This window comes from Paraburkholderia sp. Clong3 (assembly GCF_050436485.1).
GTDB lineage: Bacteria > Pseudomonadota > Gammaproteobacteria > Burkholderiales > Burkholderiaceae > Paraburkholderia > Paraburkholderia tuberum.
This window is the reverse complement of record NZ_JBNDMH010000002.1, coordinates 1,480,369-1,496,140: the sequence shown is the minus strand read 5'-3', so window position 1 is coordinate 1,496,140 and position 15,772 is coordinate 1,480,369. Positions and strand designations below refer to the sequence as shown.

The 15,772-nt window shown below is 63.1% G+C and carries 16 protein-coding genes; 13 read left to right on the top strand and 3 right to left on the bottom strand.

The genetic code is table 11. The features are described from left to right. Positions 1-98: 98 nt before the first annotated feature. The 6 genes from OKW30_RS11150 (at position 99) to OKW30_RS11125 (ending at position 5,027) form a co-directional block, all read left to right on the top strand. Positions 99-650 (top strand): RNA polymerase sigma factor, encoded by a 552-nt coding sequence (locus OKW30_RS11150; RefSeq protein WP_429346712.1) that lies wholly within the window; start codon positions 99-101, stop codon positions 648-650. Continuing rightward, complete coding sequence (locus OKW30_RS11145) at positions 650-1,582, top strand: anti-sigma factor (protein WP_429346711.1); 933 nt, start codon at positions 650-652, stop codon at positions 1,580-1,582. The genes OKW30_RS11150 and OKW30_RS11145 overlap by 1 nt, the downstream gene beginning before the upstream one ends. Continuing rightward, entirely contained in the window at positions 1,566-2,630 is a 1,065-nt protein-coding gene (locus OKW30_RS11140) for a catalase family peroxidase (protein ID WP_187618854.1), read from the top strand. Before OKW30_RS11145 ends, OKW30_RS11140 begins: the two co-directional genes overlap by 17 nt. A 220-nt stretch (positions 2,631-2,850) precedes the next feature. After that, on the top strand, positions 2,851-3,735 hold the full coding sequence (locus OKW30_RS11135; RefSeq protein WP_429346710.1) for an anti-sigma factor family protein: 885 nt from the start codon (positions 2,851-2,853) through the stop codon (positions 3,733-3,735). A 513-nt stretch (positions 3,736-4,248) separates the two neighbouring features. Further along, positions 4,249-4,803: an RNA polymerase sigma factor gene (locus OKW30_RS11130; RefSeq protein WP_184064137.1), complete on the top strand. Its 555-nt coding sequence runs from the start codon at positions 4,249-4,251 to the stop codon at positions 4,801-4,803. Continuing rightward, positions 4,800-5,027, top strand: a complete 228-nt coding sequence (locus OKW30_RS11125; RefSeq protein WP_184064133.1) for a hypothetical protein — start codon at positions 4,800-4,802, stop codon at positions 5,025-5,027. The genes OKW30_RS11130 and OKW30_RS11125 overlap by 4 nt, the downstream gene beginning before the upstream one ends. Before the next feature lie 29 nt (positions 5,028-5,056). On the opposite strand, the gene OKW30_RS11120 is transcribed toward OKW30_RS11125, so the two are convergent. Genes OKW30_RS11120 through OKW30_RS11110 form a run of 3 tightly spaced genes read right to left on the bottom strand, consistent with a single transcriptional unit; the run spans position 5,057 to position 8,371 of the window. Further along, positions 5,057-6,463 (bottom strand): serine/threonine-protein kinase, encoded by a 1,407-nt coding sequence (locus tag OKW30_RS11120; RefSeq protein ID WP_429346709.1) that lies wholly within the window; start codon positions 6,461-6,463, stop codon positions 5,057-5,059. 28 nt (positions 6,464-6,491) lie between these two features. Continuing rightward, entirely contained in the window at positions 6,492-7,382 is an 891-nt protein-coding gene (locus OKW30_RS11115; protein ID WP_184064128.1) for a c-type heme family protein, read from the bottom strand. Next, entirely contained in the window at positions 7,379-8,371 is a 993-nt protein-coding gene (locus OKW30_RS11110; protein WP_429346708.1) for a hypothetical protein, read from the bottom strand. The genes OKW30_RS11115 and OKW30_RS11110 overlap by 4 nt, the downstream gene beginning before the upstream one ends. Positions 8,372-8,789: 418 nt before the next feature. On the opposite strand from OKW30_RS11110, the gene tssB reads away from it, so the two are divergent. The 7 genes from tssB to tssG all read left to right on the top strand — a co-directional run bounded on the left by tssB (position 8,790) and on the right by tssG (position 15,694). Continuing rightward, positions 8,790-9,311 carry a type VI secretion system contractile sheath small subunit gene (tssB, locus tag OKW30_RS11105; protein WP_184064122.1) on the top strand — a complete coding sequence of 174 codons (522 nt, stop codon included), beginning with the start codon at positions 8,790-8,792 and terminating at the stop codon, positions 9,309-9,311. Between the two features lie 8 nt (positions 9,312-9,319). Further along, entirely contained in the window at positions 9,320-10,813 is a 1,494-nt protein-coding gene (gene tssC, locus OKW30_RS11100; protein WP_184064118.1) for a type VI secretion system contractile sheath large subunit, read from the top strand. A gap of 112 nt (positions 10,814-10,925) precedes the next feature. Beyond that, complete coding sequence (locus OKW30_RS11095) at positions 10,926-11,429, top strand: Hcp family type VI secretion system effector (RefSeq protein WP_090804249.1); 504 nt, start codon at positions 10,926-10,928, stop codon at positions 11,427-11,429. Between the two features lie 57 nt (positions 11,430-11,486). Beyond that, entirely contained in the window at positions 11,487-12,299 is an 813-nt protein-coding gene (locus tag OKW30_RS11090; protein ID WP_429346707.1) for a type VI secretion system accessory protein TagJ, read from the top strand. Between the two features lie 13 nt (positions 12,300-12,312). Beyond that, positions 12,313-12,816 carry a type VI secretion system baseplate subunit TssE gene (tssE, locus tag OKW30_RS11085; protein ID WP_429346706.1) on the top strand — a complete coding sequence of 168 codons (504 nt, stop codon included), beginning with the start codon at positions 12,313-12,315 and terminating at the stop codon, positions 12,814-12,816. Positions 12,817-12,821: 5 nt separating this feature from the next. Next, a complete protein-coding gene (gene tssF, locus OKW30_RS11080; RefSeq protein WP_429346705.1) occupies positions 12,822-14,714 on the top strand; it encodes a type VI secretion system baseplate subunit TssF in 1,893 nt (630 codons plus the stop codon). Next, entirely contained in the window at positions 14,678-15,694 is a 1,017-nt protein-coding gene (gene tssG / locus OKW30_RS11075) for a type VI secretion system baseplate subunit TssG (protein WP_429346704.1), read from the top strand. Before tssF ends, tssG begins: the two co-directional genes overlap by 37 nt. Positions 15,695-15,772: the final 78 nt, after the last annotated feature.

Here is a 15,772-nt window from a genome sequence, read left to right as displayed (position 1 = left end):
CGAACGTTGCACAATACGGCTTGGGGACACCAGCCGGAATTGGCCAGTCGTTAGCCGCCACGCCCGGCCGCCATCAAGCCGCCATTAGCCAGTCAATCATGCCAACAGCAGAGGTTGAGAGTCTGCCCAGTCAACTGCCGGGAATGCTGCCGCGATTATGGGCGTTCTCGCTGCGCCTGTGCGGCAACAAGCACGACGCCGAGGATCTCGTCCAGCGGGCCTGTGTCCGCGGACTCGAACGCGCCCATCAATTGCAGCCAGGTACTTCTCCTCTAAGCTGGATGTTTTCGATCGTTCATTCCACCTGGATCAACGAGCTGAGAGCGCGCAACGTGCGCAACCGCTCGAGCATGGAATGGGACGACGATTTTCTGCAGACCGTTGCTGATCCCGATGCGCGCACGCCGGAAGAGAACCTGCTGAATGGCGAGATCATCGCGGCCGTCAACCGTCTGCCCGAGGCACAACGGACCGTCATGCTGCTCGTGGCCGTCGAGGGCCTGAGTTACGCCGAGGCCGCCAAGGCGCTCGACGTGCCGATCGGCACGATCATGAGCCGCCTGTCCCGCGCGCGGCAGACCCTTGGGGCGCAATTCGGCAATCGTGAAGCCACGGCGGCGCGCTCATCCAGCAGCGAGCGAGAAGTGTGATGACGATCGACGACACCACCCTGTTAGCGTACGTCGACGGCGAATTGCCGCCCGACGAACGCGCACATGTCGAGAGCGCGATCGGCAAGTCGGACGACGTGGCATCGCGCCTGTCGATACTGCGGGCCTCGCAATTGCCGTACGCTGAAGCGTTCAGCCAGCAGGCTTTGCCGCCGGTACCGGAGACGTTGCGCCGCAAAGTCGACGAACTGATTCGACAGCATCTGGCGGGTGCGTCGGCACAAGGCGCGGTCAATGCCGCCGACGCAATCGATACCGCGACCAGCGGTGAGTCATCGATCCCGTCCGGTGGCAATGTGCATCGGCTGAAGCCGCGCGCATCATTGCCGTGGCTGGCGGTGGCGTTCGTCGCGGGCGTGTTCTCCTGCGGCATTGCGTTCCGTCTGTTGCCGCAACTGACCGGTGGCGGCGCCATCACGACGGCATCGAATGATCCGGGCGTGTCGCCGTGGATCGCTGCGGCCGCCGGCTATCAGCAGCTTTACACACGCGACACCGTCGCCTCGTTGCAACCCGACATGCGCGCGACCGCCGCCACCGCCGCCAATATTCGTCAATACGACAATCTGGCGTTGCAGATTCCCGACCTGCGCAGTCAAGGGCTCTCGTTCAAGCGCGTGCAGCGCCTGAGATTTCGTGGCAAACCGCTCGTGCAGATCGTCTACCTGCCGGAGCATGGCGGCCCCGTCGCGTTATGCGTGCTGAAAGAAGCGAAGGCCGACGCGGCGCCCGCGCGCGATCGCGTCGGCGGCATGGACGTGGTGGCGTGGCGGCGCGGCCAACTCGGTTATGCGCTGATCGGCGAGCACGGCGGCGTCGATCTCGAAGCACTCGGCAAACGCCTTTACGACGGCCAGGTGTCGACCACCATCGGCCGCACGGACGCGCATGACGATGCCCGGTCGGGCTGATCACCAGCGAGGCCATGGCTTGTTGCTGCGCTGGCTCGCGGTTTTCGCGGCGCCTATGTTACTGCTGGCGCTGTTCGTCTGGTGCGCCGGATGGTTCCCGCCGCGCCTGACTTCGCAGCGGATCGTCGATGCATTCGAAGCGACGACGACGCCGCACCCGGGCTTCCGGCGCAACCACGCGAAGGGCATCTGCATCACCGGACACTTCGACAGCAACGGCAACGGCGCGTCGGTATCGCGCGCAAGCGTGTTCGAACGCGGCAGCTACGCCGTCGTCGGGCGACTGTCGAGGCCCGGCGGCAATCCGCAACAAGACGACGGCGAAGCCCTGGTGCGCAGCTTCGCGTTGCTGATCGCGCTGCCGCGCGGCGAGCAATGGCGTCTCGCGATGAATTCGACGCCGATTTTCGCGGTGCGCACGCCGCAGGCGCTATTCGAACAGCTTCAGGCGGAAGCGCTGGATCCGCACACCGGTCAGGCGAACCCCGCAAAAATGCAGGCGTTTCTCGACGGCCATCCTGAGGCCCGCGCGTTTCTCGAATGGGTCCGCTTGCACCCGCCATCGTCCCGCTTCGACAACGCGGCCTATTTCGGTATCAGTTCGTTCCAGACTACGGATGCGCAGGGCGCGAAGCGTTTCGTGCGTTGGGAGGTGGTGCCGGACAGTCCCTGGCGTCCTGTCGAAGCACGCGCGCAAAGCGATCCAGACTTTCTGTCGCACGCTCTGATGACGCAACTCGCGAAGGGGCCATTGCGCTGGCATCTGGTGCTGAACGTCGCGATGCCCGGCGATCCGATCGACGACTCGACGCGGCAATGGATCGACTCACCGCAACGCGAGCGGGTCGACGTGGGCACGATCGTCATCGATCGCGCGCAGGCGCAGATCGATGGTCCCTGTCGCGACATCACGTTCAATCCGACCATCCTGCCCGATGGCATCGCGCCATCCGCCGATCCGTTGCTGGCCGCGCGGTCGTCGACATATAGCGTATCGTTCAATCGCCGAACTCGGGAGGAGGCCGTTGCCGGATCGAATGGTCATTGAATGTCGTCTCTACCGCGAGGTTTCGGGAGCGACGCCTGAGAAAACGGTTGGCAATCGCAAGTCCTGGCCAGTGATCCACGCTTCATCCGCGCGCTGCGTACGACCTGCGAACAACGCGCAACTACGGTTATCATAGAATTTGATGACGAACGGGCGGTGCCCGCCTGCGCCTTGCAGGCGAATGCTGATCGCGCTCAACCTCCTTTAAGCCTATCGTCCTATGAGACCCGACGACAGTAAATTGATCGCGTATGTCGATGGCGAACTCGACCCGTCCGAGGCGGCATCGATCGAAAAGGAACTCGCCGTTTCGCCTGAGTTGCAGGAGAGCGTCGATTTGCTGCGCGCGTCGCAGCTCCCTTATCGCGAGGCGTTTGCAACGCAGAAGCTACCGCCTTTACCGGGCGAATTGCAGCGCCGTATCGAAGCAATGGCGAGCGCCGCACAGCGCGACGAATCGAATCACGCATCCCATCAGCCGATAACCGCAAGAAAGCCGCAAACGCGGCTGTGGCTTGCCGCGGCATTTGTCGCCGGCGCGTTTTGCGCGGGCCTCGCGATGCGGCTCGGACCTGCATGGCTGGGCGTGCCCGGCAGTGGCGGCGCGATTGTCGCGTCGAACGACGCGACGTCGTGGATCCATGCAGCGGTGGGCTATCAACGGCTCTATACACGCGATACCGTTGCCGACATCACGCCCGACCTCGGCGCGTCGGCGAAGACCGTCACGGCGATCCGGTACGTCGACGGCATTGCATTGCGTGTGCCGGATTTGCGGGAGGCGGGGCTGTCGTTCAAGGCAGTCGCGCGCCTGCGCTTCAACGACAAGCCGCTGGTCCAGATCGTCTATCTGCCCGACCACGGCGCGCCGGTTGCGCTGTGTGTGATGAAGGACGCGCGGCCGGACCAGGCGATCGCGCAACAGCAGTTGAACGGCATGACCGTCGTATCGTGGCGGCAGAACGATCTTGTCTATGCGCTGATCGGCAAACCGGACTCAACCGATCTCCAGTCGATCGCACAGCGGATCTCGAACAGGAGCGTGGACGCGTTGTTCGCGCTTAACGATGCGCCTGATGCGAAGCCGAGGGATGCGCGTACATGAGCGCGGCGCGATCTGATCGCAGTGCGGGCCATTCCGCGTGACGGCGTCCGGAGTCAAGTTCTGCCGGTTTTTTGCGTGACGGGGTATGACAGGAGAGTCGTAGTGAAACGAAACGATGACCTCGCTGGTCGTTGTTTCGCTCTATTCAGTAAACGGCGAGCCGTGAGCCGTGATTCGTAATCGAGGTCATAGCCACAAACGATTGGTCGCAACAGTGGTTTTTGGATAAAGATGCCCTGCGCACGCGTTAGGACAAAATCGAAATGGAGCGGCGCTGCCTTTGGCAATTCTGCAAGTATCCGCGTTCAAGCCGTTGACGAACTCCATGCAACGGTCCCAGATAAAGAGGTGGCGTCAGATCCGCCAAACCTCTGCTCGGCGAAGAGACCAATCAACCGGTCCAGAGAAATTCTGTCTGGCCTTGTTCCTGATGTGACCGGTGTTACGACGTGACCCTCAAGCGGCACGTCGAGCCGTCGTTCAAGGGCTCTACTCGAAATTGGCCACTCAACCATGTCCACCACTGTCGTTGAGAGTTTGTCGGATCTTTTACCCGGAATGCTGCCCAGATTGTGGGCTTTCTCGTTGCGCCTGTCCGGCAATCAGCACGACGCCGAAGACCTGCTGCAACGTTCGTGCGTACGCGGACTCGAACGGGCGCATCAACTGCAGCCCGGCACGGCGCCGCTCAGCTGGATGTTCTCGATCATCCATTCCACGTGGCTCAACGAATTGCGGGCACGCAGCGTACGAGGCCGGGCGAGTGTCGAGTGGGATGACGCATTGCTAGCCGTCTCCGATCCTGCCGCGCGTTCTCCCGAAGATGTGCTGCTGAGCCGTGAGATCATCGCCGCCGTCGGGCGCTTGCCCGAGGCTCAGCGCGTGGTGATGCTGCTCGTCGCGTTCGAAGGATTGAGTTACGCCGAAGCCGCGCAGGTGCTCGATGTTCCGATCGGCACGATCATGAGCCGCCTGTCGCGCGCGCGGCAAAGCATTGGCGCGCGCTTCGACAGCGGCGCGGGACCGGCCGCACGTTCGGCTCCGCCTCGGGTCGAAGTCGGGCGATGACGATCGACGACGCCGACCTGCTTGCTTATGTCGATCGTACGTTGGCTCACGCGCGCGCGGCCGACATAGAGCGAGCGATGCACGAGTCCGTCGATATTGCGAATCGCGTGATATGGCTGATGGCATCGAAGTTTCCATACACTGAGATCGTTGGCCGGCAAAGCTTGCCCGCATTGCCGGTAGCGCTGCGGTTACGGATCGATCGCCTGATCGCGGCCGCCTGACGATCGATCGGCGGCGCGAGCCGGGAGATTCAGGGTGGCGGGTCGTCGAAGGCACGCAAAAAAGCCTCGCGATCCACCGACGCCGGCAGCGCGTCGGCCAGTCGCGCACGGAAGGTCGCTGCGTCCGCGCCACGCGCGGCCCGCTCGGCGATCACGTGTGCGAACGGTCCGACGTGCGATGCGAGCCGCCGCGCAGCGGCCTCGACGTGCTCGGCATCGAGCGGCATGCACGCCGCGGATGTCGATTCGATGGGCAGCGTGCTGCGCTTCGAGTCATTGCCCGAAGCGATCACGTGCTGCTTGAGCAGCGTATCGAACTCACGACGAGCGGCGTCGTTGGACAAATGGCGCGCAAGCTGAGCCGCCAGTGTTTGCGAGTCGGCCGCGTGCGATGCGGCGCGCCGCACGAGCAGCGAGGCAATGGGGCCGACGTGGCTGGCGAGCCGTTGCTCCAGCTGGGCCAGAAACTCGGGTGGCCAGTCTGGTCTGGCAGCCCCCGCCGCTGGCGCAAGCGCCTGGCGCAACGGCTGCGCGCGCACGACGGTATGGTCGGGATCGAGCCGCGCCATGAACGAGTCGTGCAGCGTCAACAAGGCGTTGCGCCAGCTTTGCGCGGACGCATAGCGGTCGTCCGGCCGTTTGGCGAGCGCCTTCAGCACCATGGCATCGAGTTCGGCGGGCAGGCTTGTGACATGCGTCGATGGGGGCGGCGGCATCTCGTTCATCACCTGATGCATCACGGCGGCTGGCGCGCCGCTAAACGGGCATTGCCCGCTCAGCATCTCGTACAGAACGACGCCGGCGGAAAACAGGTCGCTGCGTGCGTCGATCTCCGCGCCTGCATACTGCTCCGGCGACATGTAGCTTGGCGTGCCGATCATCATGCCGGCCTGCGTCAGGCGTCCTGTATCGAGCTGTGCGATGCCGAAGTCGGTCACCTTGCATTCGCCGCGCGGCGCGATCAGCAGGTTGGCGGGCTTGATGTCGCGATGGATCACGCCGAGTTCGTGCGCATAAGCGAGTGCATCGAGCAGTTGCGCGAACCACGTGAGCGCATCGAGCAACGGCATCATGCTGCCATCGCGGGCGTGCTGCGCGAGCCGTTGCGCGAGGTTCTCGCCGCGTACGTATTCGAGCGCGATGAACGCGACGCCTTGCGCCTCGCCATAGTCGAACACGCCGACGATGTGCGGATGCACGAGACGGCCGGCAGCGCGCGCTTCGTTGAGAAAGCGTGCGGTCAGCTCCGCACCGGATGGCTCCGCCGTGCCTTGTCCGTCGTTCAGTGACGGGGTGCGAATCGTTTTTAGCGCCACCTCGCGCTGGATATGCGGATCGGTCGCGAGATAGACCGTGCCCATCGCGCCGCGACCGAGCACCCGTTCGACCCGATAGCGGCCGATCTGTCGCGGAGTCGCGCCGGTTCGGGAAGTCATGGAGTCGTCCACGATGTGTGCGGCACGCTTACGCCTGGCGCTCTTCGATCATCTCGAACGCTGCGACGAGGCTCGTGCGCATCCGTCCGAACGACACCGCGAGCGACGCTATTTCATCGCTGCCGCCGGCCGGCAGTTCGACGTCGCCGAGTTTGCCGAGACTCACCTCGTCCGCGGCGCGCGACAACATCTGCAAACGCCGCGTGACGAGGAAGTGCACCATTGCGTTCAGCACGACGAGCACCACCGCGAATACAGCGGTCAGTGAGACCATCAGGCTGCGCCATACCGCACGGCCGCGCGCGATCGACTCCGACATCGGCACCGACACGAACTCTGCGCCGATCACGTCGTTCATGGTCCAGCCGAAACCGTTGGCCGGCCCGTACTTGTCGATCATCGTGTGCGGCGCCGCGGACGGCGTGCTGTGACATTGCATGCACGCGGCGTCGGTAATGCGGCTCGGATGGGCGAGAAACAGCAACTGCTCGCCGCCCGGCGTATGACGCTGTCCGGTGGCCTGTTTCAATTCCGGATGGTCGTGCAGATGAGCGATCACTTCGCTTTCCCAGTCGCTTGGCCGGTCGCGCGGGTTGGTCGGATTGAGCATCGCCGACTTGTACGAGAAGTTCGGAAACGCGCTCTGCAACGAGTTCAGCATTTCGATGGCCGAGTACGCCGGCACCGACTCGGGCACGAACGAATATTTGATCTGCGTCGCGAGCAGCGGCGTGATGTGTTGCGCCGTGTAGTTCTGCATCGCGCTGGCGGCGTTCAGAAGCACGTCCGCATCGTGACGCGTTTCGTCGAGCGCCTGCTGTTGCAACACACGATCCGCGACGAATCCGATGGCGGTCAGTCCGATCGCGAAGATCGCGATGAACACGAGATTGAACTTGATGGCGAGTGACAGCTTCATGGGCGAACCGGAGCGGATGGGTAAGCGGAACGGTAAGCGGAACCGTAGACGGAACCGTAGACGGAACCGGTCTGGATTGCGGGGCTCCGTATCACGGCACGCGGTGGCGGCGGAAAGACCACCGCATGCCAGTCCGGCAAATCGCGAATGCGCTGCACGACTGCGCGGCGAAACGCGGGATCGGTCAGGCGCGCCCGAAAGCGTGAAGAGAAACGCGTCGATGGATCCCTGCGCACCGCGAGTTCGCTGTCGAGCCAGTCCGATACGTCGTCGTAAGCGACCGGTCGGATGCTGCCGGGCGGCTCGTTGCGTGGATGGGCCGGCATCGGCAGCACACGCAACGCGTCGCGGAATGTAACGGGCATCGCGGCGACGAAAGCGGGATCAGGGCCTGCTGTCACGGCAATCGTGTCGCTCGCCGCGGGATGCATGGCGAAGCGATGCGCATCGAGCTTGAGCGGCGCAACATTGCCGTGCGAAGCGCCGATGCCGAGAATGCTGGCCGCGCCGCTCTCACAGAACACTGCATCGGTGTCCTGGACGTTGGCGTTCCGCTCATTGCCACTCCGATAGTTCGTTGCCGTTGCCGCGATGACCAGCACGGTATCGTTCGCGGGCGTGAATCGCGTGCGCGCGGTGTCGATCACAGGCGCGGCGCAATTCGCCGTGTTTGCGTCGCACGCGTGCAGCACCTTCAGCCAGCCCCCGAGCACCGCGATATGCCCGTCGCGCATCAGCATCACGCGAGTGCCATGACCCAGCGCGACGCTATTGCCCGCGTCGTCCTGGATCTGCACGCCTGCGCTCGTCGGCGTTTCGACCATATCGTCAAGCGCAAAGCGCTGCCCGACATCTGCCTGATAACGCCCCGTCTCATGAATGACGGTGACGGGCGCATCGGCCTGCACGAGCGTCCACGCCCCATTGGCATAGGGTGCAAGCAGCAGCAAGGCGAACGGTACAGACCGCTTGAAAAGTCCGAAGATCATCCGGATGAGCCTGGTTGAGCGTTTCAATTGGCGAAGCGCGGTGAATACGGCGCGTTATATCGCGCGAGTATCAACAGAACAGCCGGCTCGCGGGTTTATTCCAGGGTTTCGATGATCACAAACTCGCCTTCGCGTGTCCCATATGGTGAGCCTGTCTCTGCGTGACGCACGCACGAAAAGATCCAGTCCACGACACAACGGAATATCTGCCCGGCTGGGCTGTTCTGATTTGCGCAGACGGCGGCGAGTGTGATCTGGAACATGAACGCAACAGTTTCGACAGACGTGGAATAGATCGCGATGCTGCGCTGTTCTGGGTGCATGGACGACGCGTCTGCAACGCGGCAAGTCGAGTGCAGGCTCGTAAGACGCATCGCCGGATTCACGAAACCCTACGGATACCAGAGGAAATCAGCGCATGGCAACGAGACAGAGCAGTCAGAAATTCATCGCGCGCAATCGCGCGCCACGCGTACAGATCGAGTACGACGTGGAGCTGTACGGCGCGCAGAAAAAAGTGCAGATCCCGTTCGTGATGGGTGTGATGTCGGATCTGTCAGGCGCCAATGCCGGCGATCTTCCGCCGCTCGAAGCGCGCAAGGCGGTGGAAGTGGACGTCGATAACTTCGACAGCCGCATGCAGTCGATGAAGCCGCGGGTGAACTTCAGCGTGCCCAACACGCTGACGGGCGAAGGCAATCTGGCGGTCGATATCACCTTCGAAGGCATGGACGATTTTTCGCCCGCCGAAGTGGCGCGCAAGGTCGACTCGCTCGCGAAGCTGCTCGAGGCGCGCACGCAGCTCGCCAACCTCGGCACTTATCTCGATGGCAAGTCGGGCGCGGAGAAGCTGATCGCGCAGGCGATCAAGGATCCCGCCTTGCTGCAATCGCTGGGCGCGGCGCCGAAAGCCGCCGACACCGAACCCGCACAGGAGTGAGCGCGATCATGGAAAGCCAGAATCAGATCGAGCAAGACGTCGAGGGTGCATTGAGCGGCACCGACGATTTCGCCGCGCTGCTCAACAGGGAGTTCAAGCCGAAGAACGAGCGCGCGAAGCAGGAAGTCGAATCGGCCGTGCGTACGCTCGCTGCACAGGTGCTGCAGGATTCGCACATCGTTTCGGATGACTTGACGCAAACCATCAACGCGTATGTCGCCGAGATCGACCGCAAGCTCAGCGAGCAGTTGAACCAGATCATGCACCACGCGGACTTTCAGAAGCTGGAAGGCGCGTGGCGAGGGCTGCACCATCTCGTTACCAACACCGAAACGGATCCGATGCTGAAGATCCGGGTGGTGAACATATCGAAGAAGGAACTCGCAAAAAATCTCAAGCGCTTCAAAGGCGTTGCATGGGACCAGAGCCCTGTATTCAAGCGCATCTATGAAGAAGAATATGGTCAGCTGGGCGGCGAACCGTATGGCTGCCTCATCGGCGATTACTACTTCGATCACGGTCCGCAGGACGTCGAACTGCTACGCGGCATTTCGCAGGTCGCCGCCGCCGCGCATGCGCCGTTCATCTCGGCGGCGGATTCGACGTTGCTCGGCATGGAAGGCTGGAACGAGCTGGCCAATCCGCGCGATCTGTCGATGATCTTCACGACGCCGGACTACGCGGGCTGGCGTTCGCTTCGCGAAATGGACGACGCCCGCTATCTCGCGCTGACGATGCCGCGCACGCTTGCACGCCTGCCGTACGGCGCGAAGACCGACCCAGTCGATGGGTTCGACTTCGAAGAAGACACCGAAGGCGCGGATTCATCGAAGTACACATGGCAGAACGCCGCGTATGCGATGGCGGTAAACATCAACCGTTCGTTCAAGTACTACGGATGGTGCACGCGGATTCGCGGCGTCGAGTCGGGAGGAGCGGTCGACAGTCTGCCGGTGCATACCTTCCCGAGCGACGACGGTGGCGTCGACATGAAGTGCCCGACCGAGATCGCGATCACCGATCGGCGCTCGGCCGAACTCGACAAGATGGGGTTGATGCCGCTCGTGCATCGCAAGAATTCGGACATCGCGGCATTCATCGGCGCGCAATCGGTCGCGAAGCCGGAAGAGTACGACGATCCGGCCGCCACGGCGAATTCGAATCTGTCGGCACGTTTGCCATACATGTTCGCGTGCTGCCGTTTCGCGCACTACCTCAAATGCATCGTGCGCGACAAGATCGGCTCATTCAGCACGCGCGAGCAGATGGAGAGCTGGCTGTCGAACTGGGTCATGAATTATGTCGATGGCGATCCGGTGAATTCCAGCGAGGAAACCAAGGCCCGCAAGCCGCTCGCTGCCGCGCAAGTCGTCGTCGAGGACGTCGAAGGCAATCCCGGCTACTACACCTCGAAGTTCTTCCTGAAGCCGCACTACCAGCTCGAAGGACTCACCGTATCGCTGCGGCTCGTCTCGCGACTGCCTTCCGCGCAGGCGGCCTGAGGCTTTCTGCTGCATCTCACCTTGCAGGTAATCGTCCGGAGCGGCAGCGTTCCGGTCCTGATCGTTCGCCGCTACGGCGAGCGCACTCTTTGGCTCACAAATAGAGGTCACTATGGCATTCGACATGCACCTGAAATTCGGCTCCGGAGCGGTCACGATCCAGGGCGCTTCCAATCACTCGAAGCACAAGAACCAGGTTCCGATCATCGCGTGGTCGTGGGGCGCCAGCAATACCGGCAATCTGCACACGGGTGCGGGCTATGCATCGGGCGGCAAGGCCAACATTCAGGACATCACCGTCACGAAGTACATCGACAGTTGCTCGAACGCGTTGCTAAACGCTTGCTGCACGGGCGCGCGCGTCGACAACGCCTATCTGTACGTCACCAACGCAACGGGTCAGCAGACCGACTTCCTGACCATCGAGCTGAGCGAAGGGGTGCTGGTCACGTCGGTATCCACGGGCGGCAGCGGTGGCGACGAACGACTCACCGAGAACATCACGTTGCATTTCGGGAAGTTCAAGTACTCGTTCCAGCCGCAGGACGATGAAGGCAAGGCAAACGGCGGCACCAAGGATTTCACATTCGATATCCAGCAGGTCACCAAGCAGTAAGCAGGCGGCGATACCGGTCTTTTCGCCCGCTTTCTTTCATTGAATGGAGCACATCCAGTGACACTTTCTTCAGTCGATGTCAAACCTGAAAAGCTGCTCGCGGACGGTCATTTGAACGACGCGTTGCAAGCGTTGGCCGCGAAAGTGAAAAACTCGCCGGCGGACGCGACGCTGCGCGTGTTTCTGTTTCAGTTGCTTGCGTTGCGGGGTGACTGGGAGCGTGCCGGAACCCAGTTGACCGTGGCGGGCGAACTGGAACGACAAAACGCGTTGATGGTCGCCGCCTACCGTGCGGCACTGGTCGGCGAACGCGAACGCGAAGCCGTGCTGGCCGCCCTGCGTAACCCGGCAACGGTCGGCGAGCGGTCGGAATGGGAGCGCTTGCTGTTGCAGTCGCTGCAACAACTGTGCGACGGACGGTTCGCCGAAGCGCTCGCATTGCGCGCGCGAGCCTTCGACGAAGCGGAAACGGTGCGCGGCAGCATCGACGGCGTGCCGTTCGAATGGATCGCCGACGCGGACCCGCGTTTCGGGCCGTGCCTCGAAGTGATCCTGAAGGACAGCTATGCGTGGGTGCCGTTCTCGCGCGTCGCTGCGCTGTCTTTCGATGCGCCCACTGATCTGCGCGACAAGATCTGGGCGCCGGTGCGAATCACCTGGAAGAGCGGTGATGAGGCGATCGGCTTCGTGCCTTGCCGCTATTGCGGCAGCGAGCGAGGTGAAGACGTCGCGCTCGCGCTGGCAAAGCGTACGGCGTGGACCGATCTCGGCGACGGCTGTTTCGTCGGCGTTGGTCAGCGCATGCTGATCACCGACGTCGACGAATATCCCTTGCTCGACGTGCGCTCGATCACGTTCGAAACAGCTTGAGGGGGCGCACGTCATGGCAGAACTGATGCCCCAGGAGCGTCTGCAGCCGTCGCTGCTCGATCGTCTCACCGATTTCGATCCTGCGCAGCGCGAGGAGAGCCGGGAGCAGCGCGTCATTACGGCCGCGCGTTTGCGCGAATACGTGACACGCGATATCGCGTGGCTGCTCAACTGCACGCGGCACTGGAGCAGCGACGAGCTGACCGGATTCGCGCAGGTGGGTAATTCCGTACTGAATTTCGGCATCCCCGATCTTGCGGGTGCGGCGTTATCGGGTATCGATGTCGAGCTGTTGCAGAACCGGATCCGTTCGGCGCTGCTCGACTTCGAACCCCGTCTGATCGCCAGCACTGTTCAGGTGAGCGTCGAGGTCGACGAAGCGCGCATGGGCAGCCGTTCGCTGCGTTTCCTGATCGAAGCCGACATGTGGGCGAACCCGATGCCGCTTTCTCTCTATCTTCGCACCGACGTCGATCTCGAGACCGGCGTGTTTCACGTGTCGCAACACTTCGGCTGATCGTCATGGACCCACGACACTTGCGCTATTACAACCGCGAGCTGCAACACGTCCGCGAGATGGGCGCGGAGTTTGCGAGCGAGTATCCGAAGATTGCCGGCCGTCTCGGCATGGAAGGTCTCGATTGCGCTGACCCGTACGTCGAACGGTTGCTCGAAGGCTTCGCGTTTCTGGCGGCGCGCGTGCAAATGAAGCTTGATGCGCAGTATCCGGTGTTCACGCAGCATCTTCTGGAGATGATCTACCCGCATTACCTGACGCCGATTCCGTCGATGGCGGTCGTGCAGTTGTATCCGGATCAAGCCGAAGACCTTCCTGCCACCGGACACCCGGTCGCGCGGCACACGGTGTTGCGCAGTCTCACCGGTTTCGGCGAGCGCACGGCGTGCGAATACCGCACCGCGCACGACGTGACGCTGTGGCCGCTCGCGATCACCGAGGCGAGATACCTGGACACACCTGCGGCGCTTGCCGCCGCTGACCTCGTGCCGCCGCCGTCGAAAGCCGGGCAGGTCCGCGCGGGTTTGCGCCTGAAGTTCGCAACGCTTTGCGGCGTGCCGGCGAACACGCTCGCGCTCGACAGCCTGCCGGTCTATCTCGCCGGCGCCGACGATCTGCCGCGATGGCTCTACGAGCAGCTGATGGCCAACCGCATCGGCTATACGGTGCGCGCAACCGCGCCGGATGGGCAAACCATCGAGACACAGCATGACGCGTCGGCGCTGCGCGCCAAAGGCTTCGACGAAGATGACGCGATACTGCCCTACGGTGGCCGTTCGTTCAGCGGTTACCGGCTGTTGCAGGAGTATTTCGCGTGTCCGGAGCGTTTCCTGTTTGCCGAGTTCACGGAGCTGCGCCCGCTGCTCGCACGTTCGCGGGGCAACGAGTTCGAGATCGTGGTGTGGCTCGAGCGCAGCGTGACGCGCCTGCACAACGCGATCGATGCAGCCAACTTCCGCCTGTTCTGCGCGCCGGCAATCAATCTGTTCGAGCGCCGCGCGGACCGTATTCATGTGCAGCAGGGCGACACCGAGTATCACGTGCTCGGCGACCACACCCGGCCGATGGATTTCGAAGTGCATAGCGTGCTGGAAGTGCAGGGCTACGGCGATCGCCAGGAGCCGGAGCAAAGCTTCCTGCCGTTCTATCACAGCACCGCTCGCACATGGCACGGCGGGCAGGCGGCCTTCTACACGCTGCGCCGCGAGCCGCGGCTGGTCTCGAGCCGCCAGAAGCAACGCGGCGCACGCTCGAGCTACGTCGGCAGCGAAACGTTTATCGCGCTCGTGGATGCCAACGACGCGCCCTATGCGACCACGCTGCGCCAGTTAGGACTGCGGCTGCTGTGCACGAATCGCGATTTGCCGCTGCATATGCCGGTGGGCAAGTCGTACACCGATTTCACGCTCGATACCGACGCGCCCGTGTCGTCGATCCGCTGTGTGGCTGGACCGACCCGGCCACGCGCGCCGACCGCGACCGGCGAATCCGCGTGGCGGCTCATCAGCCACCTGCAGTTGAACTATCTGTCACTGCTCGACGAGGAAGGCGAAACGGGCGCGGCGGCGCTGCGCGAAATGCTCGGCCTGTATCACGACGAGTTCGACGCCGCGACGCGACGGCAGATCGAAGGCATCAAGCATGTCGCGGCGAAGCCCATCACGCGTCGCGTGCCGGTGCCCGGGCCGATCACGTATGGCCGCGGGCTCGAGATTACGCTGAGCTGCGACGATGCCGCTTTTGAAGGCAGCGGCGCATTTCTGCTCGCGTCGGTATTGCAGCATTTCTTTGCGCGCTATGTCTCGCTGAATTCGTTCGCCGAGACGGTGTTGCGCACGCTCGAACGAAACGAGGTGGCCCGATGGCCCGCGAATCCCGGCAAGCGCCCGATCCTGTAGTGCTCGAAGCCGCGTTGCGCGCGAGCCCGGAAGATTTCGAGTTCTTCGAGGCGATGCGCCGTCTCGAATGCGCGTATCCGCAACGGCCGCGGTTCGGTCATTCGACCAGGCCGGCCGAAGATCCTGTGCGTCTCGCCCATGCCGCGGCACTGGAATTTCCGTCGCGCAGCATCGCGCGTTTCGAGGCGGGAAAGGCCGGCCGGCCGGCACGGCTGGTTGGGCTGTTTCTCGGTTTGTTCGGACCGAACGGGCCGCTGCCGTTGCACCTCACCGAATACGCCGTCGATCGGGAGCGGAACGCGAAAGACCCGACGTTCGTCGCGTTTGCCGACGTGTTTCATCACCGGATGCTGAGCCTCTTCTATCGCGCGTGGGCCGATGCGCAGCCCACCGTGCAGCTGGACCGTCCGGAACAGGATCGGTTTCGCACCTACGTCGGCGCGCTGATCGGCATCGCCACGCCGCACCTCGACGCACGCGACGCGCTGCCCGATCAGTACAAGCGCTTTTTCGCCGGGCGTCTGGTGCCGCAAGCGCGCAATGCCGAAGGACTCAGGCGTTTTCTCGAGCACTTCTTCGGTGTGCCGGTGCGCGTGCTCGAGTTCGTCGTCGGGTGGATGCAATTGCCTCGGGACGCGCGTTTGCATATCGGCAAGAGCATGGCCTCGATGGGCCGCGACGCATTGCTCGGCACGCATGTGCGCGGCGCGCAGCAGCGCTTCCGGCTGCGCGTCGGGCCGCTGACCCGCAACGAGTTCAACCGTTTTTTGCCGGGCGGCGACACGCTCCTGCAACTGGTGGCGGCGGTCAAGTTGTATGTGGGCGAAGAGAAGGGCTGGGACGTGCAGCTCGTACTGAAGAAAGAAGAAGTGCCGCTGACGCATCTGGGTCAGGCGGCCCGCATGGGCTTCAACACGTGGATGGGCCGCTATGCGCAGCACAACGATGCCGACCAGGTCGTGTTGAGCCCGGCCGAGTGACGTCCGGCGTACGCATGTCCGGGCATCTTTCAACTGAACTGGCGACTGCTTCGCGGCCGCCTCTGGTCATACAGGATT